This window comes from Candidatus Sororendozoicomonas aggregata (assembly GCF_031528575.1).
GTDB classification, from domain to species: Bacteria; Pseudomonadota; Gammaproteobacteria; order Pseudomonadales; family Endozoicomonadaceae; genus Endonucleibacter; species Endonucleibacter aggregata.
The window spans coordinates 15548-39932 of sequence record NZ_JAVLSP010000010.1 but is presented as its reverse complement, the minus strand read 5'-3'; the positions used below and the strand labels follow the sequence as shown (position 1 = coordinate 39932).

General features: G+C 48.6%; 22 protein-coding genes. 5 read left to right on the top strand and 17 right to left on the bottom strand.

Annotated features, from left to right (window positions below; translation table 11 throughout):
- Window positions 1-324 precede the first annotated feature (324 nt).
- The gene (locus V4C51_RS03515; RefSeq protein ID WP_330924744.1) at window positions 325-1713 is read left to right on the top strand and encodes a hypothetical protein; all 1389 of its coding nucleotides are present in this window, start codon (window positions 325-327) and stop codon (window positions 1711-1713) included.
- Between the two features lie 557 nt (window positions 1714-2270).
- Window positions 2271-2831 carry a hypothetical protein gene (locus tag V4C51_RS03510; protein WP_330924743.1) on the top strand — a complete coding sequence of 187 codons (561 nt, stop codon included), beginning with the start codon at window positions 2271-2273 and terminating at the stop codon, window positions 2829-2831.
- 3 nt (window positions 2832-2834) lie between these two features.
- Here the strand turns inward: V4C51_RS03510 and V4C51_RS03505 are convergent, their stop codons facing one another.
- Entirely contained in the window at window positions 2835-3770 is a 936-nt protein-coding gene (locus V4C51_RS03505) for an outer membrane protein assembly factor BamD (protein WP_330924742.1), read from the bottom strand.
- Between the two features lie 188 nt (window positions 3771-3958).
- Between V4C51_RS03505 and rluD the strand changes: the two genes are divergently transcribed.
- From rluD to V4C51_RS03490, 3 genes are all read left to right on the top strand, one after another.
- Window positions 3959-4936 carry a 23S rRNA pseudouridine(1911/1915/1917) synthase RluD gene (gene rluD / locus V4C51_RS03500; protein ID WP_330924741.1) on the top strand — a complete coding sequence of 326 codons (978 nt, stop codon included), beginning with the start codon at window positions 3959-3961 and terminating at the stop codon, window positions 4934-4936.
- The gene (gene pgeF, locus V4C51_RS03495; protein WP_330924740.1) at window positions 4914-5681 is read left to right on the top strand and encodes a peptidoglycan editing factor PgeF; all 768 of its coding nucleotides are present in this window, start codon (window positions 4914-4916) and stop codon (window positions 5679-5681) included. Before rluD ends, pgeF begins: the two co-directional genes overlap by 23 nt.
- A 333-nt stretch (window positions 5682-6014) precedes the next feature.
- Window positions 6015-7157 (top strand): MFS transporter, encoded by a 1143-nt coding sequence (locus V4C51_RS03490; RefSeq protein ID WP_330924739.1) that lies wholly within the window; start codon window positions 6015-6017, stop codon window positions 7155-7157.
- A 123-nt stretch (window positions 7158-7280) separates the two neighbouring features.
- On the opposite strand, the gene nqrF is transcribed toward V4C51_RS03490, so the two are convergent.
- From nqrF to fabF, 16 genes are all read right to left on the bottom strand, one after another.
- A complete protein-coding gene (gene nqrF / locus V4C51_RS03485) occupies window positions 7281-8519 on the bottom strand; it encodes an NADH:ubiquinone reductase (Na(+)-transporting) subunit F (RefSeq protein ID WP_330924738.1) in 1239 nt (412 codons plus the stop codon).
- Window positions 8520-8582: 63 nt separating this feature from the next.
- Window positions 8583-9179, bottom strand: coding sequence for an NADH:ubiquinone reductase (Na(+)-transporting) subunit E (nqrE, locus tag V4C51_RS03480; protein WP_330924737.1), 597 nt, complete (start codon window positions 9177-9179; stop codon window positions 8583-8585).
- 3 nt (window positions 9180-9182) lie between these two features.
- A complete protein-coding gene (locus V4C51_RS03475) occupies window positions 9183-9848 on the bottom strand; it encodes an NADH:ubiquinone reductase (Na(+)-transporting) subunit D (protein ID WP_330924736.1) in 666 nt (221 codons plus the stop codon).
- Complete coding sequence (locus V4C51_RS03470; protein WP_330924735.1) at window positions 9848-10654, bottom strand: Na(+)-translocating NADH-quinone reductase subunit C; 807 nt, start codon at window positions 10652-10654, stop codon at window positions 9848-9850. Before V4C51_RS03470 ends, V4C51_RS03475 begins: the two co-directional genes overlap by 1 nt.
- A complete protein-coding gene (locus V4C51_RS03465; RefSeq protein ID WP_330924734.1) occupies window positions 10647-11852 on the bottom strand; it encodes an NADH:ubiquinone reductase (Na(+)-transporting) subunit B in 1206 nt (401 codons plus the stop codon). Before V4C51_RS03465 ends, V4C51_RS03470 begins: the two co-directional genes overlap by 8 nt.
- Window positions 11853-11855: 3 nt before the next feature.
- Window positions 11856-13190, bottom strand: a complete 1335-nt coding sequence (locus V4C51_RS03460; RefSeq protein ID WP_330924733.1) for a Na(+)-translocating NADH-quinone reductase subunit A — start codon at window positions 13188-13190, stop codon at window positions 11856-11858.
- Between the two features lie 318 nt (window positions 13191-13508).
- Complete coding sequence (locus V4C51_RS03455; protein ID WP_330924732.1) at window positions 13509-13745, bottom strand: hypothetical protein; 237 nt, start codon at window positions 13743-13745, stop codon at window positions 13509-13511.
- Between the two features lie 285 nt (window positions 13746-14030).
- Window positions 14031-15551, bottom strand: a complete 1521-nt coding sequence (locus V4C51_RS03450; RefSeq protein WP_330924731.1) for a hypothetical protein — start codon at window positions 15549-15551, stop codon at window positions 14031-14033.
- Between the two features lie 24 nt (window positions 15552-15575).
- Window positions 15576-17846, bottom strand: coding sequence for a protein kinase family protein (locus V4C51_RS03445; RefSeq protein WP_330924730.1), 2271 nt, complete (start codon window positions 17844-17846; stop codon window positions 15576-15578).
- 145 nt (window positions 17847-17991) lie between these two features.
- Window positions 17992-18768, bottom strand: a complete 777-nt coding sequence (locus V4C51_RS03440; RefSeq protein WP_330924729.1) for a TatD family hydrolase — start codon at window positions 18766-18768, stop codon at window positions 17992-17994.
- A 62-nt stretch (window positions 18769-18830) separates the two neighbouring features.
- Window positions 18831-19166: a PilZ domain-containing protein gene (locus V4C51_RS03435; protein WP_330924728.1), complete on the bottom strand. Its 336-nt coding sequence runs from the start codon at window positions 19164-19166 to the stop codon at window positions 18831-18833.
- A gap of 352 nt (window positions 19167-19518) precedes the next feature.
- Complete coding sequence (locus V4C51_RS03430) at window positions 19519-20508, bottom strand: DNA polymerase III subunit delta' (protein ID WP_330924727.1); 990 nt, start codon at window positions 20506-20508, stop codon at window positions 19519-19521.
- Window positions 20508-21134: a dTMP kinase gene (gene tmk, locus V4C51_RS03425; RefSeq protein ID WP_330924726.1), complete on the bottom strand. Its 627-nt coding sequence runs from the start codon at window positions 21132-21134 to the stop codon at window positions 20508-20510. Before tmk ends, V4C51_RS03430 begins: the two co-directional genes overlap by 1 nt.
- Window positions 21135-21145: 11 nt before the next feature.
- On the bottom strand, window positions 21146-22180 hold the full coding sequence (gene mltG / locus V4C51_RS03420) for an endolytic transglycosylase MltG (RefSeq protein ID WP_330924725.1): 1035 nt from the start codon (window positions 22178-22180) through the stop codon (window positions 21146-21148).
- Window positions 22173-22997, bottom strand: coding sequence for an aminodeoxychorismate lyase (gene pabC / locus V4C51_RS03415; protein WP_330924724.1), 825 nt, complete (start codon window positions 22995-22997; stop codon window positions 22173-22175). Before pabC ends, mltG begins: the two co-directional genes overlap by 8 nt.
- A 4-nt stretch (window positions 22998-23001) precedes the next feature.
- Complete coding sequence (gene fabF, locus V4C51_RS03410) at window positions 23002-24246, bottom strand: beta-ketoacyl-ACP synthase II (RefSeq protein ID WP_330924723.1); 1245 nt, start codon at window positions 24244-24246, stop codon at window positions 23002-23004.
- Window positions 24247-24385 lie beyond the last annotated feature (139 nt).

The following is a 24385-nucleotide window of genomic DNA, read 5'->3' as shown; positions in this document are numbered from 1 at the left end:
TGCCAATAAATACTGAGACCGTTACCCCGGCTGGCGAAGCCCATTAAATTCATGGGAACTGACATCAGTCGGCTTGATTGAGAGGGTTTCAAGCCACAGGTTCTGTCAACGTGATGCCTGGACAAAACCTGACCGTTTGCGGAAGGTGCCAGGGAGAAAGGCACCAACAGCATCACTTACCTGAACGTTAGCTGACTATTGCACACCCCTTCATCAAAAACTTGAGAGTCAAGTAATAACTTCTATCCTATAGACAGGTGATTTCGAGAAAATAACGAGTGTATTGCGATGGCTTGCTTTTGACGTTTTATGGGAGGGTTGATCATGGTATTCAATAAAAAAAGCGCTAAGCTATGGGCCCAATTCATTTCTGTTTCTTTGATAGCTTTTTCTGGTTTGCTGTATGCTGACCCGGCAACATGGGTCATCATCGGTGGAGATAATGATAAAACTATTAAAGCGAATACGCGGAAGGTTATTCGTGCTTTAGGCTTTAAACAGGCAGAATCAATAAAGCTACTGACAGACTCAGTGCCACGTTCAGAAAAAGAAAAACAACATGCGGCAATTAATCAGTTTATCGCCATGATTGACTTAGCCAAACCTGTTGTGCTAACCAGAAAGGGAGAAATAGGACAATTAACGTTTAATAAAAACAATGATGGTTCCATTTCCGCAGGTTTCGTTTTAGATAATGGGCAAAACACTGGCACAGTGGAAACAGAAAAAGCCATTGTACTGGCAGGAAGCGATATTTCAACATGGGATACAAATGCATTAGTTAAAAGTCTTGGTCTTTCCGGGGATGAAATACAGAAAAACCCCATAAAAAAAGAAATAACCGTGAAAACCTTTTTTGCCGCTTTCGCGGGATTTAATGAAAAACTGGCAGATTTTTTTGGTAGCGGCCTTGACAATCGAGGGGGTAGCGAATGGGAAAACACAGTGACTATAGCGATTGTACCAACGAGTAAAAAAATAAACTATTACGATAGTGGGCGTTATTTTTACAGAAAAAAAAGACCCGGAAAATTCTATAAAGCCTTAGGGATCAGCATTACTGAAAAAGCGGAAGATACGCCAGGGGTTATTGCTGGAATCTGGCTGTGTCCTCAAGGCCAGACGACATTTACCCATACCTCACAATTTGTGCTTATGCCAGGGGTTACGCGCAAAATAACGAAAGGTGGATGGGCTTATACCCATGTAAGTCTAGGTGGAAATAGCCAAGCGTTTAATGATTATTTTAACCTTAAAAAACCAACAGAATCCAAATTTGATATTGATAAGGTCTTTGCCCCAAAAGAGCGACCAGAGTTTTTTTTCTATGAGCTGATGAAAGCGCTTGGCTTGAAGTATGCCGCCCTGACCGGGGAAGTCGTCACATCCATTGATCAAAATCTCACGGGGTTTATCGGTGAAAACGTGGATTTGTCAGATCATGGTGACAGTATCTATATAACCGATAGCGAACAAGCCTCAGGTAATGTAACGATACTGTTTTTGCCTGAGGGGGTAACGGAAAAAATGCTGGACATTCCTGAAGGCGATAAGGCATCAGTAAAAGCTCAGCTGAAAAATGAAGAACGAACGCTCCCAGGCGACGATGCTATCTATGAAGACCCTACCCATAAATATCATGCTGGTAATGGCAAAGATTTTTTTCATTCCAAGAGGTATAGCGACGCGTTTTTAACATACAGTGGAGAATAATAAAGCAATAACAACCGTCGATACGAAAATCACACAGTTAAAGAAACCTGCAAACTGAAACGCACGCCCTGGCCTGCTTATGCCACTGATGCCACTGATGCCACTGAGGTTAATGGCCTCGCCATTTTCCCGGACGGGTCAACGCCGTATACAGCGCTTCATTCCCATATCACCATCAGAACCCTGGGTTCACAATGGGTCAAACTTGTCGCCGTTTCCACCGGGAAGTAAACGCCCTGACTGATGTGGTTCACCTCATCAGTTTTACAATTAACCTTTCTATAATACGTCATATGACGTATTATAGAAAAATCACCTGTTTAACCAACCACCCGTACTTTTGTATATTATTCTAGGAGCCTGACCGAGAATAGCGCCCGTAGCGAGGATTACGAGAAATTGAGGATAAAAATTTCTGCTTCTGAGGATAATAGTGGGGCTATTTGACGAAGAAGCAGGAATTTTTAGACCAATTTATCGCAACCGCAGTAGGGTAGTCTATTTTCGGACAGGCTCCCAGATACCATAAAACAAATAAGAAGGAAGAGGGAAAGGTTATGTCTATAAAATTTGACGGATCGACTGTTAGGCTTTCTGGTCTCGACGCTGCCAGGTTCCTTTATAAAGAAGGGCACGGATTAAAAAAAGCCTTTATGGGCCTATTTAATGGAATGAAAGTCACACGCGCCCACTACGACACTTTCTACCACAAACACAAGAACACCAGTATTACAAAAGAGCGCGATGCGGTAAAAATGATTCATGATCGAAACATAGAACGTTCAGGCGTTACTTTTGCTGAAGAGGATACTTACCACGGGGCTGGCAAAAAAGATCGGGATTACGACGAAAATAGCGAAAGAGCGCTGAATTTCTCACGATACAACCTACAATTTTCTGATAAAAAATTGGCTAAACGCTTTGCTCAGGATGAGTTATTTCTATTAATAAAAGACAGGTTCGAACGTGAAGGTTTACCCTTGTCTACGTTAGATGAAAAAAACGCTGAAGAGATAATGAAAATCCTTGTTGCGTCAACTATTTTTACGCCTGCTGAATTAGCCGATATTAGAGAGAACCTGGGTGATGAATTAGACACATCACCCTACTGGAAATAGAGTTCATTCACTGGATTTAGGCGGTGGTGGCGCATCTTCAGGCTTAGCGGGCGCGGCTGGCTCGTGGGCCACTTTGCTGTTGGAACTGCCCAGTAATCCGAAAGTCAGTGTACTGAGAATTGATGGATCTACATCAGAAAACACCTTGTATCCGATAAAGTTGCCGTCTTTATCCAGGGCTGGGCTATTGGGGTAGTTCAGGCGCAGGGTCTCCAGCGCTTCATTGGCAGGATCAACCAGTCCCAGATGCTGGTAGCCTTCAACCATAATCGCCAGTGCTTCCGGTACAGAAGGAGTTTCCTGCATATTCTCAACAACATATTTACCGCGGTTTACAGCAGCGACAAACCCTTTGCGTTTGAGATAATAATTAGCCACATGCACTTCATAAGCCGCCAGACGATTACGAAGCGCAACCATTCGTTGACGGGCATCAGGTACGTATTGGCTGTCAGGGTAACGGCGCAGTAATTCAGCGAATTCATTAAAGGACTGGGTTGCCTGACCAGGGTCTCGGCGGGTCATATCCAGGGGCAGGTATCGCTCTAAAATGCTCACTGACGCGGTATTGAGAGCCAGCCCTTTCAAGTAATACGCATAATCCGCATTAGGATTTTGTGGATGCAACCGGATAAAACGATCAGCGGCGGCCCGGGATGCCTCAGGCTCAGCATTCATGTAATAGGCATAGATAATATCGAGCTGCGCTTGCTCGGCAAAAGCACCAAAGGGATAGCGCGACTCCAGCGTGCGTAGCAATTTAATGGCTTGCGAATAGTGGCTTTTGCCAAGTGCCGTGTTAGCCATTTGATAGATGTCGGCCTCAGAGAGGTTTTCCGGCAGTTTGTCTTTATCCGGATTTGAGGCGCAGCCAACCATTACCATTGCCAGAAACAGCAATGGCAGGACACGGGAGAGGGGGTTTTTCAGTGTTGTCATGGCGTTGTAAAGTTTCCGTACTCCGGCACTGGTTAGTGGAAATAGGGCATAACGTTTGTCATTCGGGAATTTTCTGCTGCTATGGTAAACTGTCAGCCGCTTATTTCATAGGGCGTACTCAGCGTTTAAGAGTACAGACCTTAATTTAACCACAGTCAACCGCAAAACCAAAATGAGTTCCTTACCCAATGGGTGAAATGATTCAACAGACTGCCCTTGTGCCAGAGAGGCAAGGAGGTCGCCGCCTTGACCAGGTCGCCACAGGCTGCTTTCCAGACTACTCCCGCTCCAGAGTGCAAAGCTGGATCAAATCGGGGGCTTTACGGGTAGACGGCAAACAGGGCAGAGCCAAAGATAAAGTGCGCGCCAGACAAGTGCTGACACTGATAGCTGAACTCGAGAGTGACAAGCGCTGGGAACCTGAAGCCATTCCCCTGAACATTGTCTTTGAAGATGCCCACGTTCTGGTTATTAATAAACCGGCTGGATTGGTGGTTCACCCTGGTGCTGGCAATTATTCAGGGACATTGCTTAATGGGCTGTTACATCATGAGCCGGCGCTATCAAAGATCCCTCGCGCGGGTATTGTGCATCGGCTGGATAAAGACACCACAGGCTTGATGGTGGTGGCAAAAAACCTACAGGCCCAGGCGAATCTGGTGAACCAATTGCAGGCCCGCACGGTCAAGCGGGAGTATGAAGCTGTTGTGCAGGGTCTGATGACACGTGGCGGAAACGTCGAAAAGCCCATTGGTCGTCACCCCTCTAACCGGTTGAAAATGGGTGTTATCGCCAGCGGTAAATATGCCGCCACGCAATACCGCCTGATAGAGCGGTACCGGGCGCATACCCATATCAAGCTACAATTGGAAACAGGGCGAACCCATCAAATCCGCGTCCATATGGCACACCTGCGCTTCCCTTTGATTGGCGATCCACTGTATGGGCGGAGCTTGCGTTTACCGAAAAAATGCGGCGACACGTTAAAAGAGCAATTACAAGGGTTTCGTCGCCAGGCGCTGCATGCCAGGCAACTGGGTTTGATTCACCCCGATACCCAAAAACACATGCAATGGGAGGTACCACTGCCCGATGATATGGTAGCTCTACTGGTTGCGTTACAACAAGACAGGGAGACCATCCATGAACAGACACCTGGCGAATGAGCAGTACCTGATGGCAGACTGGCCCGCGCCAGCATCTGTGCAGGCATTTACCACGCTGCGCTCTGGCGGCGTCAGCAGCGGTGCTTACGCACGCTTTAACCTCGGGCTCCGCTCAGGGGATGCCTTGGCTTCCGTAACAACAAACCGGCAGCGGCTGATGGATGACTGGGGCTGGTCACACCCTCCTCAATGGCTTGAACAAGTCCATGGCGCTGAGGTGGTGACAGCTCAACCTGACGGGCAGGAACGCCAGGGTGATGCCGTAGTATCAACGGAAGTAGAACAACCTTGTGTGGTGTTAACGGCGGACTGTTTGCCGGTGTTGTTCTGTCATACGGCAGGAACAGTCGTAGCTGCTGCCCATGCTGGCTGGAAGGGGCTGGCAGCCGGTGTACTGGAGAACACGGTAAAGGCCATGCGGTGCTCACCCGCACAGATAATGGCCTGGTTAGGTCCAGCCATCAGCCAGCCATGTTTTGAGCTAGGGCCAGAGGTAAGGGAGGCGTTTGTACAAAAAAATCCAAAGATGGCCGACGCGTTTGTGGCGGGAAAGGCTGACCGCTGGCATGGCGATCTTTACCAGTTGGCACGGCTGGCACTGAACACGGCAGGCGTCACGCAGGTATACGGCGGTGGTTTTTGTACGGTGACTGACGACCAGCGATTTTTTTCCTATCGTCGCGATGGTCAGGCCAGTGGACGAATGGCGGCTGTTATCAGTCTTCGGAAGTCAACAGACCAGTGATCACAGAGGACAACCAGAAGATTCTTTGCCGTGTAGCTTGTTCATCACGCGTTGTTTATATCGTAAGAAGTTGTTGATGATCTTTTGTGAACAGTAAAACCAATAGAGATTATGAACAGCTTCCAAGGAGCCTGTCGGACTTATGCTTTCGAGCATAACATTCAGTAGGGCGAGTGAGAATTTTCGATCAATTTGTGCGAATAGTTGACCTGTTTAAGCAAATTGATCGGAAATTCTGGCCGCGCTTTCTCGCACTTTCTCGCACTTTCTCGCACTTCCTGGATTTCAGGCCGAAATTGTCTTAAGTCCGACAGGCTCCAAGGGGGGGGGTAAATGATGAAAAACGCTAAGCCATCGCTCAGCTTACTGGTTAGCCTGTTAATGTTTCCACAAATTATTGAAACCATATACAGTCCGGCATTGACAGACATTACGCGCCACTTTTCGGTGAGTGCCGCTGACGGCGGTCAGACATTATCCATCTACTTTATCGCGTTTGCCCTGGGGGTGGTTTTCTGGGGCCGTTTGTGTGATGTGCTGAGCCGACGCGCGGCTATGCTGGGCGGCCTGCTTTGTTATGCGGCAGGGGTTTTTCTGGCTGTTTATGCTGAAGACTTTGCCCTGTTTATGGTGGCAAGGGCATTGGCCGCTTTCGGGGCATCGGTGGGGTCTATTGTAACGCAGACGGTATTACGTGACAGTTTTACCGGATCAGCCCTGGGAAAAGTCTATGCCCACATGGGGATAGCCATTGCCATCAGTCCGGTCATTGGTTTTTTGGCCGGTGGTCTTCTAACGGCCTGGAGTGGCTACCAGGCGGTGCTTTGGCTTTTATGTATGTTAGCGCTAGCGCTGTTATGCTGGAGTGGCATTAGCCTGCCTGAAACCCGCCCTGCAACCCGTCATCGGGAATCCTTGTGGCAATCCCTTGCCAAACTGGCCACTGACGGCCAGCTTTGGGGGCATGCCGCGCTTGTTGCCCTGTTTAATATCATCCTCTTCAGCTACTACAGCCTGGCACCTTTTCTATTTCAACAACTGGGCCTGAGCACTCAAGTCTTTGGTTATTCCGGCTTGCTGCTAGGAGGAGCCGCATTTATCGGGGGCCTTATCAACAAGCGCATAGTGGCTAAAGGGACAGCCCATCGGAAAGTCGTTTGGCTGGGTATTTTATCTTCAGCGATGGGCGCGGTGGGGGTTATAGCGCTGCAGGGAACTCTGGCGTTTCTTATCCCTGTCGTTCTGGTGGTGGCCGGCTTTGGTCTGGTGATCCCTAACGTCTTAAGTGTCGCACTGAAAAACTATCAACCTATCGTTGGTACGGCCGGTGCCTGGTTAGGGCTGCAATACTACCTGATGATTGGTGTTGGCTTATGGCTGGCCAGTATCAGCCAGAACTATGGGCTGACACTGATTGTTTGTGTGGTGCTGGCTATTTTGGTGCAGTCACGTTTGAAAACAGACGATAACATCTAACCGTGTTTTTCCTTTCGCCCTGAACAGGGTTGCACAATAGCATTAACCTGTTTTGCTGCTCAAACTGGCAATAAAAACCCCCTGGCCAGGTCAGGTCAGGGGGTTTTTAAACACGCTCAAGGGTTAACCACCAAAGTCGTCCAGTAGAATGTTATCTTTCTCAACACCCAGATCCGTCAGCATGTTAATTACTGCCTGGTTCATCATCGGTGGGCCACACATATAGAACTCACAGTCTTCAGGCGCGGCATGATCTTTCAGGTAATTTTCCAGTAATACCTGGTGGATAAAGCCGGTCTTGCCTTCCCAGTTATCCTCTGGCTGCGGGTCAGACAGCGCCAGATGCCAGGAAAAGTTCGGGTTTTCTTCGGCCAGCTTGTTGAACTCATCCACGTAGAACGCTTCGCGCAAAGAGCGTGCTCCGTACCAAAAGGAGATCTTACGTTTGGAGGACAAACGCTTAAGCTGGTCAAAAATATGGGAACGCATCGGCGCCATACCAGCGCCTCCGCCCACAAAGACCATTTCGTTATCAGTCTCCTTGGCGAAGAACTCACCAAAAGGACCATAGACTGTCATCTTGTCGCCTGGCTTGAGGTTAAAGACGAAAGAAGACATCTGCCCTGGCGGGATTTCAGGGCCAGCACCCGGAGGCGGTGACGCCACACGAATGTTAAACTTCAAAAGGCCTTTTTCTTCAGGATAGTTAGCCATGGAGTAAGCGCGGATCACCGGCTCCGTCACCTTTGACTTGAACTGCCACAGGTTAAACTTGTCCCAGTCACCGCGATACTCTTCCTGAATATCGAAATCTTTGTAGTCTACTTCGTGAGCAGGGGCTTCCAGCTGCACGTAGCCACCCGCACGAAAATCAACGTTCTCACCTTCAGGCAACCTCAGCGTCAGCTCTTTAATGAAAGTCGCGACATTGTCGTTAGAGACAACGTCACATTCCCACTTCTTAACACCAAAGAGTTCTTCTTCCACCTCGATTTTCATGTCCTGCTTAACGGCCACCTGGCAGGACAAACGCCACCCTTCTTTTTCTTCGCGCTTGGTGAAGTGAGAGCGTTCTGTGGGCAGCATTTCGCCCCCGCCATCGAGCACTTTACACTTACACTGGGCACAGGTACCGCCACCACCGCAGGCAGAGGGCAGGAAAACACCACTGCCTGCCAGCGTCGTCAGCAACTTACCTCCGGCAGCTGTAGTGACACGTTTTTCAGGGTCATCATTAATGTTAATGGCCACGTCCCCCATACTCACCAGTCGTGAGCGCGCGGCAAGGATCACGGCTACCAGCGTCAGCACGATAACCGAGAACATGACCACACCCATGAGGATGATTTGCGAATCAGTCATAAATCTATCTCGTCCTATTGGGTATTCGGGCAACCATCAGGCTATACCCGACCCGGTTACTGGTTACAGCTGTACGCCGGAAAATGACATAAAGCCCAGAGACATCAGGCCAACCGTAATAAAGGTAATGCCCAACCCGCGCAGCCCCTGAGGTACATCACTGTATTTGAGTTTTTCACGAATCCCCGCCAGCGCGGCAATCGCCAGTGCCCAGCCAGTACCCGCACCTACGCCATAGACGACACTTTCACTAAAGTTATAGTCGCGCTGAACCATAAACAACGCCGCTCCCATGATGGCGCAGTTCACGGTAATCAGTGGCAGAAAGACGCCCAGGGCGTTGTACAGCGACGGCACATATTTATCCAGAAACATTTCCAGAATCTGTACCAGCGCGGCGATAACACCGATGTAAGTGATCAGACCAAGAAAGCTCAGATCAACACCTGGCATCAGGGTACCGTCTTTAAGGATGTGTTGATAAATCAGATTGTTAATAGGCGTCGTTACCGCCAATACAACGACAACGGCCACACCCAGACCCAGGGCCGTTTTAACCTGTTTGGACACCGCCAGGAAGGTGCACATACCCAGAAAGAAAGCCAGTGCCATGTTTTCCACGAACACGGCTTTCACGAACAGTGAGATTAAATGTTCCATGGATTAATGGGCCTCGCTAAACTGGGTATTGGGCGCAATGTTGAATTCTGGCGCTTCAACCTGCTCGGTCTTCCAGCTGCGCACGGCCCAAATCAGCAAGCCTATCAGGAAGAACGCACTCGGTGCCAGCAGCATCAGGCCATTAGGCTGATACCAGCCACCGTTGTTAACGGTGGGCAGAATTTCCACACCAAACAACTTACCGGCACCGAGCAACTCGCGGAAGAAAGCCACGGTCAACAAAACACAACCGTAGCCCAGGCCATTACCCAGCCCGTCCAGTGCCGATCGCAGGGGTGGGTTTTTCATGGCGAAGGCTTCAGCGCGCCCCATAACGATACAGTTGGTAATAATCAAACCCACAAACACCGACAGTTGTTTACTGATGTCGTAAGCATACGCTTTCAACAACTGGTCAACCACGATGACCAGCGAGGCAATAACCGTCATCTGACAGATAATACGAATACTGCCCGGAATCTGGTTACGGATCAGCGATACAGCAAAGTTAGAACAGGCCGTTACGCCCATTACCGCCAGTGCCATCACCAGCGATACCTGCATACTGGTCGTCACCGCCAGCGCTGAACAGATACCAAGAATCTGTAGCGTGATGGGGTTGTTGTTGACCACTGGCTGTAGCAGGATGTCTTTCGTTTTCTCGGACATTATGCGCTCCCCGCTTTCAGGTTATTAATGAACGAGGCAAATCCATTTTTACCCATCCAGAAGTGAATAAGGTTGGAAACACCGTTACTGGTCAGTGTGGCACCCGCCAGGCCATCTACCTGATACTTGGCAGAGGGGCTGCTGTTGTCTGCGATCCCTTTGATGACGCTGAGCTTGACATCACCATTAGCGTCGTACACTTCCTTGCCAGGCCACTTGGCCTTCCAGACAGGATTATCTACTTCGCCACCGAGTCCGGGTGTTTCAGCATGCTCATAGAAACCCAGGCCGGCAACCGTTTCCAGATCGCCGTCAAGCGCTAAAAAGCCATACAGCGTAGACCATAGTCCATAACCGTGTACCGGAAGAATCAGGGTTTGCAGCTGGTCCTGCTTCTCAATCAGATATACCTTGGCGATATTGGCCTGACGCTTGATTGATGCAATATCTTCAGCGCTGCTCAGGGCATGGGAGGCTTTCGGGTCTTTCGCGGCCAGACGCTGGTCGTACGCATCAACGGCAGCTGGCGTAGCATCAACAAACCTGCCGGTTTCAAGATCCACCAGTTTCGGCGTGATCTGGCTGAACAACCTGCTGACATCGTCCACACTCAAACTCTTGGCATCCGGTGCCAGACCAGAGATCGCCAGAATGCTACGCTGCAGGTTGACTGATTCATTCAGCTTCTGCTTGGGTTTCAGAAAAACCGCCGCAGAGGAAACCATGATGGAACATACCAGCGACAACAGAATAGTAACAAATAACGTTCTGCCAATCGTGTCATTCGACTTATTCGACTTAGCCATTAGAACGCGCCTCCCGACGTTTCACATTTGCTTCCACCACAAAGTGGTCAATCAGCGGGGCAAACAGGTTTGCAAACAAAATAGCCAGCATCATACCTTCCGGGAACGCGGGGTTAACCACACGAATCAATATGACCATGACACCAATCAAAATACCGTAGAACCAGCGACCTGTATTGGTCATGGCAGCGGATACCGGGTCTGTGGTCATAAAGATCAGGCCAAAGGCAAAACTACCCAGCACCAGATGCCAGTACCAGGGCATATTGAACATGGGATTAGTGTCAGAGCCAATCATATTAAAGAGGGTTGACAGGGCAATCATACCTAGCAAGGTGCCGGCAACAATGCGCCAGGATGCCACCCGACTGAGCAGCAGGACTGCCCCTCCGATAAAGATAGCCAGGGTAGAGGTTTCACCAATGGAGCCTTGCATGGTGCCGAGGAAGGCCTGCCACCAGGTAATGTTATGGTTGACCAGGCTATCAATACCCCCCTGCTGCGCCAGGCTCAGCGCGGTGGCACCGGAGAAACCATCGGCGGCTGTCCATACCAGGTCACCGGAGAGTTGAGCCGGGTAGGCAAAGAACAGGAAGGCCCGGCCAGCCAGGGCAGGGTTCAGGAAGTTCTTACCCGTACCACCGAACACTTCTTTACCAATCACCACCCCGAAGGAAATACCGAGAGCAACCTGCCATAATGGAATACTTGGCGGCAAAATCAGGGCAAAAAGCACCGACGTCACAAAGAAACCTTCGTTGACCTCGTGGCGACGGATCACCGCAAACAGCACTTCCCAGAAACCACCCACAATAAATGTGGTCGCATAGATGGGAATAAAATACACCGCGCCATAGATCAGGTTATCAATGACGCTCGACGGATCATTGCTTGTCAGCATGGCAATCAGGGCACCATGCCAGTCGTCTGCCACAGACATACCCGCGGCAATGGCGGTGTTTGCCTGATAACCCACATTCCACATACCAAAGAACATGGCCGGAAAAGTACAGAGCCACACCAGCCCCATCACCCGCTTCATGTCAATCGCGTCACGCACATGACTGGTGTTGTTGGTCACATTCGGTGGGCTATAGAATAATGTATCTACCGCCTCATACAAGGCATAATATTTGTCGTACTTGCCACCTTTGATAAAGTGGGGTTCCATTGAATCCAGTAATTTTCGCAGCGCCATGCCTTACCCCTCGACCTCAATGCGTGTCAGATTCTCGCGCAGGACAGGACCATATTCGTACTTACCTGCACAGACGTAACTGCACAGAGCAAGATCCTCCTCTTCCAGCTCCAGTACGCCCAGTCGCTGGGCTGTCTCCGTATCACCTACCAAGATGGCACGCAACAACTGGGTAGGCAGGATATCCAACGGCATCACGCGCTCGTAGTTCCCTACAGGAACCATGGCCCGTTCACTGCCGTTTGTGGTCGTGGTGAAATCAAACAAACGACGCGGGTTAAAACGGGAGAACAGCAAATTCAGTGTTGAATGGCGATCCATGGTCGGGTTCAGCCAGTGTATAAATGAACGCTCAGTGCCTTCTTTCAACACAGACACCTGTCCATGGTAACGACCAAGAAACGCAAAAGGCCCCTCCGCTTTGCGACCACCAAGAACAGATCCGCTAATAATACGGTTTTTACCGCTTTCCAGTTCACCTGCGGTCAACTCTTCAAGGTTGGCACCCACACGGGTTCGCACCAGCCGCGGTTTTTCAACCTGTGGGCCTGCCAACGAAACAACACGATCAGTAAACAACGTGCCAGTGGTAAACAACTTACCCACGGCAATCACATCCTGATAACCCATCTGCCACACGGTTTTAGTGGCAGAAACCGGATCAAGGTGATGAATATGAGTGCTTGGCAGCCCCGCCGGGTGAGGGCCGGCAAACTCTTCCGCATTGGCAATACCGGCAGGAATGCAGGCACCGGGCGCTTTACACAAAAATATTTTCCCGCCACACAGCTTGCCCAGTAAATTAACCCCCCGCTCAAACGCTTCAGTATGCTCAGCAATGATAACTTCAGGATTCGCCGCCAGCGGGTGAGTATCAATGGCGGTCACAAAGATGGAATTAGGTCGAGAGCCTAAAGCAGGCACCTTGCTGAAAGGCCGGGTCCGCAGGGCCGTCCACAACCCTGCGTTATTCAGGTTTTCCTCTACCTGTTCCGCCGTCAGGTCAGACAACGCTTCAGCCGGGAAGGAAGCAAAAGTTTCTTCCTCATGACCATCAACATCTATAACAATAGACTGCAGTACACGCTTTTCACCACGATGAATGGCTGAAACGACACCAGCAGCGGGCGCCGTGAAGCGAACTCCAGGTGTTTTTTTGTCCGTGAAAAGCAACTGCCCTTTTTTAACTCGATCACCCACAGCCACGGCCATTGTGGGTTTCATGCCCACATAGTCAGACCCGATTACAGCGACAGAACGCAAGGTTCTGCCGTCCGTAATGGTCTGATCCGGCGATCCTGAGATCGGGAGATCCAGACCCTGTTTGATTTTTATCATACCTTTCGCCTAATCAATCAATTGGAGGCCAAAAAAGAAAAGAGAATGTCGCCCGGCGATCTTCGCAGTTATAAGACAGTGATTGAGAGTCTTGCGGGAAGGCCATAAATACGCCAGACACAGAGATGGGCCGCCCTTGTTTGAATCGCGGCCTACAACCTTCTTTCAGACAACTATCAGACAACTATCAGACAACTATGTAACCGCTTCAATGCTTACCACATTATTCTAGACGATGCATCGCAGCGGCTGTCCTGTCATTGGAAAATCGCCGATGAAAAATTGTTGGGGCATTATATCGGTTGTGACGCGCAGTTGCTATAGTGTTGACCGGCACCAAAGTGAACGACTCTCCTTTAAAGGCGTGAGCTTCCAATACCAGTGCGAACAAGCGTTAATAGACATACAACCATCACTTTGGTCACTCCCGCGAAGGCGGGAGTCCATTTTCTGGTAGATGGGAATGACGACTGTGTGGGTATTAGCGCTTAACAGCACCAGGGACTGCCGCTTATCGGCAGGCGGCGCGACATTGGAAGTGGTAAAGCAGTCCATTGAGAATCAGAGAACACTAACATAGCCTTGAAGTGGCTAGGAGCCTGTCGGACTTAAGACAATTTCGGCCTGAAATCCAGAAAGCGCGGCCATATTTTCCGATGAATGTGCTTAAATAGGTTAACTATTCGCGCAAATCCATCGGAAAATCTGACTCGCTCTACTGAATTTCATGCTCGAAAGCTTAAGCCCGGCAGGCTCCTGGACTCGCCCCTGCAGGAGCGAGCTTGCACCACAATGTAGATCAAGAGGGCAGCACCCCACCTGTCAACATTGATAAATCTATCAGAAAGTGGCGCCTTCGCTTTCGCTTTCATCTCCCTCTAAAATAGTATCTTCTTTAGGGGCAGCACTGTCGGTTTGTCTTAATCTTTTTATATCTGCAATAAGAGATTCGGAAACCCCTCCTCCCTTATAAACATCTTCCTCAACCGTATTCAAAACTTGAGGATCTACCACTTTTGAAGGATCTGCCATTGTTGAATAATCTTCTGGGTTTTGTTTAGTAGGCTCCCTTAAAGGACGAAAAGAAGCACGATTACCTGTTGAAGAACCACGAACATTGCCGGTTACAGCACCGCCGGTTACAGCACCGCGAGAGAAAGAACCTGGATGTTGATAGGCGTAGGGATAATTAACGGGTCCTGCAGCATAGGCATCGAGTCCAGGGCCTTCCATATGGTAGTACCGCTCCATACGGTAGCGAAGCTGCTCTCCTGTATCGGCGGGTGGGTAGTAGTAGATACCTGTACGTCCGTCTATACCGGGAGGATGGCGAAACGGCTCTCGTCCCACGGGTATGAACTGACCTGACTTATGGTCTAGTACTGACGGGGTTCTGCGATGTTTAGACCCTCCAGGCGTCACGTTTTTGCTTTTTGGTGAGAAAGTCTTTGATTTTTTGTTGTTCGTTACAAAACCTTCAAGGAATGCATTGTATTCCTCATCGTCTATCTTTGTAAAAGTAAGAATCCCAGGTGCTCCCAATGGAATAGTCAGGGTTCTCTCCTTACCATCGTCATAATAGTTAAAACTATCACACCAGACTTCCGTCAAACCCTCAAAATCACATACCTTAACCTCAGCAAAGTGATCAACGCCGTCAACACTTTTACCGTCCTCTTTGTTACTGAGCCATTGATTGATTGTCAAAAACGGAGAAAATACTTTCAACGTTGTGTCGGCCACTTCAGCTTCACTTTGCGCAAGACTCAAGCCCTCAAGAAGATTCACGCTGACACTGATTGCTCCATCATCCCCCAAGATAGCGCTGCTTTTTTTACGGAAAACAGTTGCTTTTTCATGCAATAAGTAAAAAAAATCCTCCGAAAAAATAAGTGGGTTTTTAGCGTTAGAAATCTCACTGGAAAACAACTCTATTTTACCCTTATTTTCCGGATCTTTTAGTTTGACTGAATAATTTTTTTCTTTTAATTCAAATTCTGACTCTGATTTTGACCCAGATTCAGATATCAATTCGGAAACTCTCATGTTTGTATAGCCCCCGGCAGAATCCATACCACTGAGCTGTGCCAGAAAGCTTATGATACCCAGTTTATCGTTTATACCTTCTTCATTCAGCGACATTAATAATAAACTTGAAAACGTTTCATTCTTAGGCATGTAAAAACTAAGCCCGTTTTTCCTCCCGCCTTTATTTTTACCTTGAATGTCAATGTCATCAATTTTGAGAGCGGCATATACAGTAGTTTCAGGACTAATAGTCACTTTCCAAAACACTTGCGAATAACCAAGCTGACAAAGAAATAATAAAAAAAAGCAGGCATATTTTGTACGACTAGTCATAACAACTCCAAGGTAAAAAGAACGTTAATCCTGTAAAAAACTGGTAGAAAGCAGTTTTTGCATCAGGTATTGATCCATCCCTGACTCTCTTATTGAAACAATTTGAGCCATAAAGTCCAACTCCTTACTATTTACTTTCATATCTAAGGTACTACAGAGGTTTTCTATTCTATTTTGTATACCATCAAGCTCTAACGAAAACACACCATTATTACTTAGAATCCATTTCCCCAATAAAATCTGCTTAAGAAGCAAAAGAGTATTTTTATTTTTAGTATATGGGTGTAACTCCATTTTCCAATTCACAAAAAAACGATCTTCCCTTGCTTTCTTACAACTAATCTCAGACGGATACCTCCCGGTTCCAAGTTTAACTAAAAGACCCCAGAGCGCATGAGCATCATCTCGGTATGAAAAACCATTCACAATTTTTTTCTCCAGAATACTCATAAGATCCTTATTATAACACTCCTCAACAATATCAGGCTCAACTGGAAAAGCAGCAGGCGTTCCCCTGTAAAAACCATCCAGCTCCTTGTGATCATAAACATCACTTAATCGATGAGAGAAGCCAAAATCAGTAATAACGTACTGCCCATCATTAGACATCATAATATTTTCTTCTTTAATATCCCTGTGTATTATTTGGCGTTCATGCAAAAAATTCAGACCTTTACAGACGTCTCTAATAATGTTTTTCCGCACCTCGCATGAGAACTTACCTCCCTTCTCTTTCCTGTATTCGGCCAACCCCTTGTTATAAAAATCCATAACAATACACAGTTTTAAAGTAGAGGTATCCAGTTCAACATGATGAAACTTCACAACATTTTCATGACCACCACTTTCTATTAGCTTTTCTATAACCAAAGATTCTCGGCGCAGGAGTGTCAAATGGTCTCCCACCTTGCCCATGACATCCTCTGGATTCGCTGTGGTTTTTACTCTTATCGCGAATTGTTTGCTGTCGTCTCCCCGGAGACGAGCACTGTATATTTTTGCTTCTGACCCCTTACCAATTTCTTTCACCAACGTGTATTTTTCTTCGAGGCTTTTGGTGAGGACACCTTTAAATGGATCCTCTTTCAACACCTCTTTGTCTTTAACGTCTTCAACAAACGCAGGCGGTTCAGGGGTTATGTTAATGTCAATATTTTTTTTCACGGAAGCCTCCTGCGTTATCTCACCCTCTTCCTTGAAAACAAAATGTCTGCTTCGGAAGTCGGCGCTTCCTGAACCTTGCAAAAAATAACTTTCACCGGTTTTAACAATCCCTGAAAATTTACCACAGGTTAAAATACGTGTTGTTATCTCAGGATCGTACCCTGTTGTACCGGCCCCATTCCAGGTACCAAAACCGAATAGAGAAAACACAGACCCTTCATTAACGGCGACCTTGTCTGAATCATACAAAAAAACCGTACTGTCCTCGGGGCTCTGGTCTCCCAAGGGTAAAACCCAGTCGTATTTAAAATCACTGCCCAGGGAGTACTCAGGCTTGACATCGATAACAGGTTTAAACAGTTGATGGCTGTTTTCTGCCACTAATTTATCCAGACCCGGTATAGGAGCCAGTGAACCATCCACATTCCACCTTTGCCTGAAGTCCACCTGCCTCTCTTTATTGGCTGGTATCACATGAACGACATCAACGCGTTTCTGATCACCCCATTTTTTTTTAACTTTTCTAACATCAATAGCCCCTGTGACGATACACCGGTCAGTGAACATGACCATTCCGTACAGGCTTTTATTAAATAAAAGTCCAAAAACGTGATAGGGTGCTTTAGCCCCCTTCTCATTATGCCGATCATACCGCAAGAAGGATTGATTGCCTTCAGAGAACTTCGGGGGGAGCACAACACACTTCCCCCGCCACTCAAATGCATAATAATGTTTGTAACCACAACCTAAATCAGCAAGAAAAATTTTAATTACATTGATTTTTTCAAATTCCTCAATGTGAGTAATCGCTGAGTTTTCTACAAAAACTAATTGAAAGTCAATATCACTTTGAAACGAAGCCGCATCAACACAAGGATACCTGACGGAAAAAGGCATGGCTTGAATGGGCTTTTTTAAAGGGGTTTTCGCATTTTTTGATAAGGCTATAACATTGCTGCAATCCCCGTCCTTGCAATAAGCAAATCCATCATCCGTTATAAAACAAGTGACTTTTTTACCCGCCGCATAACTATTATAAGAAAAGAGACATGCACCGATTCCCCCAAACAATATCACTAAAGAAAAAAGTGATTTGTACCAACACCCACCATCAAGCCATTTCAAAATCAAAACATTACCTACAACAAAAAATCAATGTATTTATTTTCAACCATATTTTGGTATAGGAAACAGACTTGTCAAAGCCTGTTTTATAATAAGTGCGGCTAGCTATATCTCTATTTTGTTGATGTACGGTAAAGACTGTTTCAGTTTATCAACCAGCTTTTGGAAACAACCGAAAGAAATTATTTCCCGTCGCCTCAACCAATGTTTCAAAGCTCACCCCTTTAAGCTCTGCCACATAACGGGCAACTTCAGCCACGTAAGCTGGTTCATTAGGCTTACCCCGGTAGGGCACCGGCGCTAAATAAGGGGAGTCTGTTTCCACCAGCAGCCGGTCCAGTGGCACTTGCTTTGCCACATCACGCAATGCCTGGGCATTACGAAACGTCACAATCCCGGAAATGGAAATCATAAAGTTCATATCCATAGCTGCCCTGGCCATATCCCAGGATTCGGTAAAGCAGTGCATGACACCCGCACACTCTTTATCGGCATGCTCTCGCATCAGTGCCAGGGTGTCATCTCGGGCATCGCGAGTATGGATAATCACCGGGAGTCTGGCTTGTGCGCCAGCCTGCAAGTGCAGCACGAAATGCTCATGTTGTCTGATTTTGGTTTCTGGCGCGTAGTGGTAATCCAGCCCTGTTTCGCCAATAGCCACCACTTTGTCGTGCTGGCTAAAACGCAACAGCTCATCAATAGATGGCGTGGCGGCACCGTCTTCAAGGGGGTGAACGCCCACGGAGGCGTAAACATCGGTATAGGTTTCAGCCAGAGCGACCACCTGATCCATATGCTCAAGGTCAGTCCCCACACACAGCATTGTGCCCACGCCAGCAGCACGAGCGGCCGCTATGGCTTTATCGAGCTGACCGTCATACTTATCGAGTTTCAGGCGGTCAAGATGGCAATGAGAGTCAATCAGCATGGTGAGTGTTCTATCTGGCAATGAAAAAGGAAATATTACACACTTTCTGACTTAACGCCTATTTACATAGTGCTGGTTATCTTATCAGTGCTGACGGCACCGGCCAGGTAGGTTTCTATTTTCGCGCGCACGGTATCTTTCACATCGGTAAACTGCACGCCAATACCCGCCCTGCGACGCCCCTGAGCACCCTGGGGGGTAATCCACACCACCTTACCGGCCACCGGCAAGGTGTCAGGGTCATCCATCAAGGTCAGACGAATAAAGACCTCATCTCCTAAATGGTATTTTTTTGTCGTTGGAATAAACAAACCACCCCCTTGTACAAAAGGCATGTATGACTCATACAAAGACACAACATCCTTGATGGTTAAGGATAAAAAACCCGTCATTCCCATAGCATCCTCCTGATCATTTTTGAAACATCCCGTTATGCCCATTGACGTTGAAGATGCTGGTTTTCTCTTACTGGTAACAACCCTTAAAATAAAAGGCTGTCGCTGACCCGGCATCCTAGGATGCCTGTCGGACTTAAGACAATTTCGGCCTAAAATCCAGAAAGCGCGAGAAAGCGCGAGAAAGCGCGGCCAGAATTTCCGATCAATTGGCTTAAATAGGTCAACTATTCGCGCAAATTGATCGAAAATTCTGCCTCGCCCTACTGAATTTTATGCTCGAAAGCATAAGTCCGACAGGCTCCTAGCGTCGTTTGACTCTATCAGCTTAAACTGAGCGACCAGAGAATACTATCTAAAGCGCTAACGCTAACCAACGACAAAAAACGCCCTCCAGCAGGAGCTGAACATTTAAATTCCCCCCCGATGCCAGAGTGTGTCGCTGTTCAAGTAACTCGTCTCGCAAGGTCAGCACAAACCGGGCATTGGTTTTTTTCGCTAAATACCTGATTAACGTTAACACGTCCTGGTTTTTCACCCATGCTTCATCACCCGTTAACGACAACTTCACCACATCACTGAGCCAGTCAGCCAACCATAAAAGCAGCATAAGTACATGATCATTCTGCCAGGTTTTCGCCAGCTCAACAGGGGTAAGCTCGCCCCTGAACAGGGAGCCCAGGGCTTTCACCAAATCAGCACGCAGCTCAATAACATTACCTTCAGCCAAAGAGACGGCCTGCAACGGTGAACCTGACGCAACATTCAACAGTAACGCTGTTGTATCATCCGATGTTGAGAGCTTTGCTTGCAGCCAGGGCAACACCTGCTCATGAGCCGGAAGATTGAACATTACGCTCTGGCAACGGCTGCGAATCGTCGCGGGCATATTACCGGCCTGATGGCTTACCAGCAAAAACAGCGTGTTATCCCCCGGCTCTTCGAGGCACTTCAGCAATGCATTGGCAGCACTGGTGTTCATGGCTTCAGCCGGGTTTATCAGGATGATCCGCTGCCCTCCTTGCTGCGCCGTTTGACGCGCGAAATCATTCAATGCCCGTATCTGCGCAATTTTAATGGGTTTACCCGCCTCTTTTGGCGCCACGAGCAACACATCAGGATGACTGTCTGCCTGATAAAGAAGACAGTTTTTACACCGACCACACCCGGCATCTGTTCCCGGTGACTCACACAGCAACCAGTTGGCAAAGGTTTTGGCAAAATGCCACTTTCCCAACCCCTCGGCTCCCTTCAGTAAAAAAGCATGGGCCAGAGTACCCTGAACCACTCGGGCAGTCATTGACACCCAGGATGACTGTTGCCAGGGCAGAGGGGTCAGCGCCATCAGCATGCCCCCAGTCGTTGCGTCAACACTGCTTCAATATGCTGTTTTACCTGCGCGAGGGACCTGTCGGCATCAATCACAACATACTGCCGGGGGTAGCGTGCGGCACGGTCCAGGTATTCGGCACGCACGCGATTAAAAAAGGCAATATCTTCCTGCTCAATACGATCAAGGGCTTTGCCACGACCCCATGCCCGGGTCAGCCCTGCTTCAGGGTCAATATCAAGCAACAGTGTTAAGTCAGGACGACGCTCGCCCTGAACCAATGTTTCCAGTGTGGCAATATGCCCCCGATCAACCCCGCGCCCTCCCCCCTGATAGGCATAGGTAGCGTCAGTGAAGCGATCACAGACGACCACCTTGCCTTCAGCCATGGCCAGTTCAATGTTTTGATGAAGATTCTGAGAGCGAGCAGCAAACATTAACAATAACTCTGTCGTACTGTTGACGGTCTCATCATATGAAGCCAACAGTGTCTCACGCACTGCTTCTGCCATGGGTGTACCGCCGGGCTCCCGGGTTTGTATAAAAGCAATGTCCCTCGATGCCAGCCAGGCAGTGATAACACCCATTGCCGTGGTCTTACCCGCGCCTTCGCCACCTTCAATGGTCAGAAAAAAACCCATTTCGTTATCCCTTAGTTAACAACCCTTGATCGATAATCATCACGGCGCTCAGTAACCTGGTATTTCCGCACAGCCCTGTTATGCTCGATCAACGACTCGGAAAAAAAATGTGTGCCATCGCCTTTAGCGACAAAGTAAAGGGTTTCCCCCCCGGCTGGGTGCAACGCAGCATGAATGGCTTCCCGGCCCACTAATGCAATGGGTGTCGGAGGCAAACCGTTAATAACGTAAGTGTTATAAGGCGTTTTCTCCCGCAGCATTTTCCGACTTAAATTCCCCTCATAACGCTTGCCCATCCCGTAAATTACTGTGGGATCACTTTGCAGTCGCATATTACGTTGCAATCGTCGAACAAAAACACCAGCAATATCGGGACGCTCAAATGCCGCGCCGGTTTCCTTTTCAACCAGAGATGCCATCACCAACGCCTGATAAGCATTCTCAAAAGGCAGATTTTCAGCTTTACCCTGCCACTCCTCGTCAAGCACAGTTTGCAGGCGTTTATGAGCCCGTGTCAAAATGGCTGCCACTGGCGTGCCTGCTTCAAAGAAATAGGTGTCAGGATAAAACAACCCTTCCGGGCTTCCCTGAATACCCAGTGACTGATAAAACGCCGGCAGCGCATCAGGCCGCAAGGGGTCAGTTAACTTAGGGTGCTGATTCAACGATGTAATCGCCTCTGTCAGCGTATGCCCTTCAATCAGGGCAATATCGTAATAGCGCACACGCCCTTCAGTAAACAGGGTAAACACATCCAGCAGGGAACTGTTGGGCATGATTAAATAATCACCCGCACGCAAACTTCCCGCCTTACCCAACACCCGCCCCATCACCGAAAAAGCCTGCGGATACGCCAAAACCCCCACCTCAGCAAGACGACTGGCCACCCGCCCTAAAGAATCCCCTTTTTCAATGGTAAAAGGCTGCTCCATCGCGATTTTTACCGGCTGACCGGCATACCATTTCAGGCCCCAAAAACCCCCTCCAATGGCAAGCACCGTTACCATAAAACAAGCCAGAAGCCCCAAAAAGCATTTTTTAAGCATTCAGCACACCTGCTATTTTATCTCTCACCATGCGGGTCACTGTGCCCACTTCCCAACGCAAATGGCCGCAGGCTATTACTGGCCAGACACCATTGACACTGTTCACCAAAAACACCTCACACGCTTTCTCCAGCGTATTGATCATTACCGGTTTTTCAACCACTGAAACCCCCCAACGAACAGCTTCCTGTAAAATATACGCACGGGCAACCCCCGCAACGCCTGTATGGTTGAGTGCAGGCGTTACCAGCATGCCATCGTCCATCACCAGAAACACATTCGTCATGGTTCCTTCAATAATACGGTCGTCCAAATCCATCATCAGCCCTTCATAACACTCAGTATCGTGCCACTCAGCCCTGGCCAAGACCTGATCCAGCCGATTTAAATGTTTAATGCCTGCCAGAAGGCTATGACCTGAACGGTGCTGACACAACCTGATAGCCGTCCCCTGCACTGAGAGCGAAGAAGGATAAGACGGAAGGGGATGAAAGGACAAAATACGACGGGTTTGATCACACCCGAAAGGGTTATAGCCACGCCCACCACTTCCTCGGGTGACAATAATCTTGAGAATACCCTCGGTAAAACCATTGTCCCGCAAAAAATCAGCACACTCCCTTTGAAGCAGGCCACTATCGAGGGAAATTCGCAAACGCCCAGTGCCAGCACAGAGGCGCTGCCAGTGCAATACAGGCAGTGTCAGCTTTCCTGAAACGACTTTGATGGTTTCAAATACGCCATCGCCGTATGCCAGCCCCCGGTCATTAGCAGGAATATCACCCGCTGGCTGACCATTGATCCAGAAAATAGTCACAGCATCACACGCCTACCTGCGAAAACACTAATGATACATTAGTACCACCAAAACCAAAGGAGTTAGACATCACATGGGCCATATCACAGGTTCTTGCCCCTTCCGACACATAGTCTAAATCACAGTTTTCTCCGGGATTGTCTAAATTGATGGTCGGTGGAATCCGTGAAGACATCAGTGCTTTAATAGCAAATACTGCTTCCACTGCACCGGCAGCACCTAGCAGGTGTCCAGTCATGGACTTGGTGGAACTCACAGCCAGCTCCCTGGCATGATGACCAAATACCTGATGAATTGCCCGCGTTTCTGCCACATCACCCGCAACAGTGGATGTGCCATGGGCATTAATATAAGGCACCTGTCCGGGATCCAGGCGCGCGTCTTCCAGAGCCGCTTTCATGGCAAGGGCCGCACCACTGCCATCGGCCAGTGGCGACGTAATATGCCATGCATCGCTACTCATGCCGAAACCGCTTAGCTGCGCATAAATAGTCGCGCCCCGACGACGAGCGTGTTCATATTCTTCCAGCACCAACACACCTGCACCGTCGCCCAGTACAAAGCCATCACGGTCTTTATCCCAGGGACGGCTTGCCTGTTCGGGGGCATCATTACGTCTTGACAACGCACGAGCTACGGCAAAACCTGTCATCCCAAGGGCCGATGAACCTTTTTCAGCACCACCGGCAACCATCACATCGGCATCACCATAAGCAATGACTCTCGCCGCCAGACCAATGGCGTGACTGCCAGTGGCACAGGCTGTGGAAGTGGCAAAGTTAGGGCCACGCAGGTTGTGTGTCATGGACAACCAGCCCGATGCCATATTGATGGTAGCCGAAGGAATAAAAAACGGAGACAGACGCCGCGGCCCTTTTTTTTCAAGCGTACCTACCGCCTCCTCAATGGTAGTCAGCCCACCAACGCCTGAGCCAATGGCAACACCGTAGCGATGAGCGGCATCCTCTTCAACAACCAACCCTGAGTCAGCCAATGCCTCAGCCGCTGCCACCATGGCATACTGTATAAAGCCATCCATCTTACGAACATCCTTTTTATCGATTACCCCCGTCGGATCAAATGCTTTGACAGTTCCCGCGATGGTGACACTGAAACCTTCCGTATTTAAATGTTTAATGGGACGGATACCGCTTATACCCGCAACGACAGCATCCCAGCTGGTATTGACAGTATTCCCCACCGGGGTCAATGTCCCTAAACCCGTAATAACAACTTTTCTTTGTGTCAATGCCCTTTCTCCCGGCGATGCGCCTTTGACTGTTTATTTTTGTTATTACCCGGGAGCCTGACCGAGAATAGCGCCCTTAGCGACGATTGCGAGAAATTGAGGATAAAAATTTCTGTTTCTGAGGAGAATAGCGGGGCTA

Excerpts from the sequence above, each read along its gene's own strand:
- V4C51_RS03515 (WP_330924744.1), top strand. The coding sequence starts at position 325 with ATGGTATTCAATAAAAAAAGCGCTAAGCTATGGGCCCAATTCATTTCT.
- V4C51_RS03510 (WP_330924743.1), top strand. The coding sequence starts at position 2,271 with ATGTCTATAAAATTTGACGGATCGACTGTTAGGCTTTCTGGTCTCGAC.
- V4C51_RS03505 (WP_330924742.1), bottom strand. The coding sequence starts at position 3,770 with ATGACAACACTGAAAAACCCCCTCTCCCGTGTCCTGCCATTGCTGTTT.
- rluD (WP_330924741.1), top strand. The coding sequence starts at position 3,959 with ATGGGTGAAATGATTCAACAGACTGCCCTTGTGCCAGAGAGGCAAGGA.
- pgeF (WP_330924740.1), top strand. The coding sequence starts at position 4,914 with ATGAACAGACACCTGGCGAATGAGCAGTACCTGATGGCAGACTGGCCC.
- V4C51_RS03490 (WP_330924739.1), top strand. The coding sequence starts at position 6,015 with ATGATGAAAAACGCTAAGCCATCGCTCAGCTTACTGGTTAGCCTGTTA.
- nqrF (WP_330924738.1), bottom strand. The coding sequence starts at position 8,519 with ATGACTGATTCGCAAATCATCCTCATGGGTGTGGTCATGTTCTCGGTT.
- nqrE (WP_330924737.1), bottom strand. The coding sequence starts at position 9,179 with ATGGAACATTTAATCTCACTGTTCGTGAAAGCCGTGTTCGTGGAAAAC.
- V4C51_RS03475 (WP_330924736.1), bottom strand. The coding sequence starts at position 9,848 with ATGTCCGAGAAAACGAAAGACATCCTGCTACAGCCAGTGGTCAACAAC.
- V4C51_RS03470 (WP_330924735.1), bottom strand. The coding sequence starts at position 10,654 with ATGGCTAAGTCGAATAAGTCGAATGACACGATTGGCAGAACGTTATTT.
- V4C51_RS03465 (WP_330924734.1), bottom strand. The coding sequence starts at position 11,852 with ATGGCGCTGCGAAAATTACTGGATTCAATGGAACCCCACTTTATCAAA.
- V4C51_RS03460 (WP_330924733.1), bottom strand. The coding sequence starts at position 13,190 with ATGATAAAAATCAAACAGGGTCTGGATCTCCCGATCTCAGGATCGCCG.
- V4C51_RS03455 (WP_330924732.1), bottom strand. The coding sequence starts at position 13,745 with ATGGACTGCTTTACCACTTCCAATGTCGCGCCGCCTGCCGATAAGCGG.
- V4C51_RS03450 (WP_330924731.1), bottom strand. The coding sequence starts at position 15,551 with ATGACTAGTCGTACAAAATATGCCTGCTTTTTTTTATTATTTCTTTGT.
- V4C51_RS03440 (WP_330924729.1), bottom strand. The coding sequence starts at position 18,768 with ATGCTGATTGACTCTCATTGCCATCTTGACCGCCTGAAACTCGATAAG.
- V4C51_RS03435 (WP_330924728.1), bottom strand. The coding sequence starts at position 19,166 with ATGGGAATGACGGGTTTTTTATCCTTAACCATCAAGGATGTTGTGTCT.
- V4C51_RS03430 (WP_330924727.1), bottom strand. The coding sequence starts at position 20,508 with ATGGCGCTGACCCCTCTGCCCTGGCAACAGTCATCCTGGGTGTCAATG.
- tmk (WP_330924726.1), bottom strand. The coding sequence starts at position 21,134 with ATGGGTTTTTTTCTGACCATTGAAGGTGGCGAAGGCGCGGGTAAGACC.
- mltG (WP_330924725.1), bottom strand. The coding sequence starts at position 22,180 with ATGCTTAAAAAATGCTTTTTGGGGCTTCTGGCTTGTTTTATGGTAACG.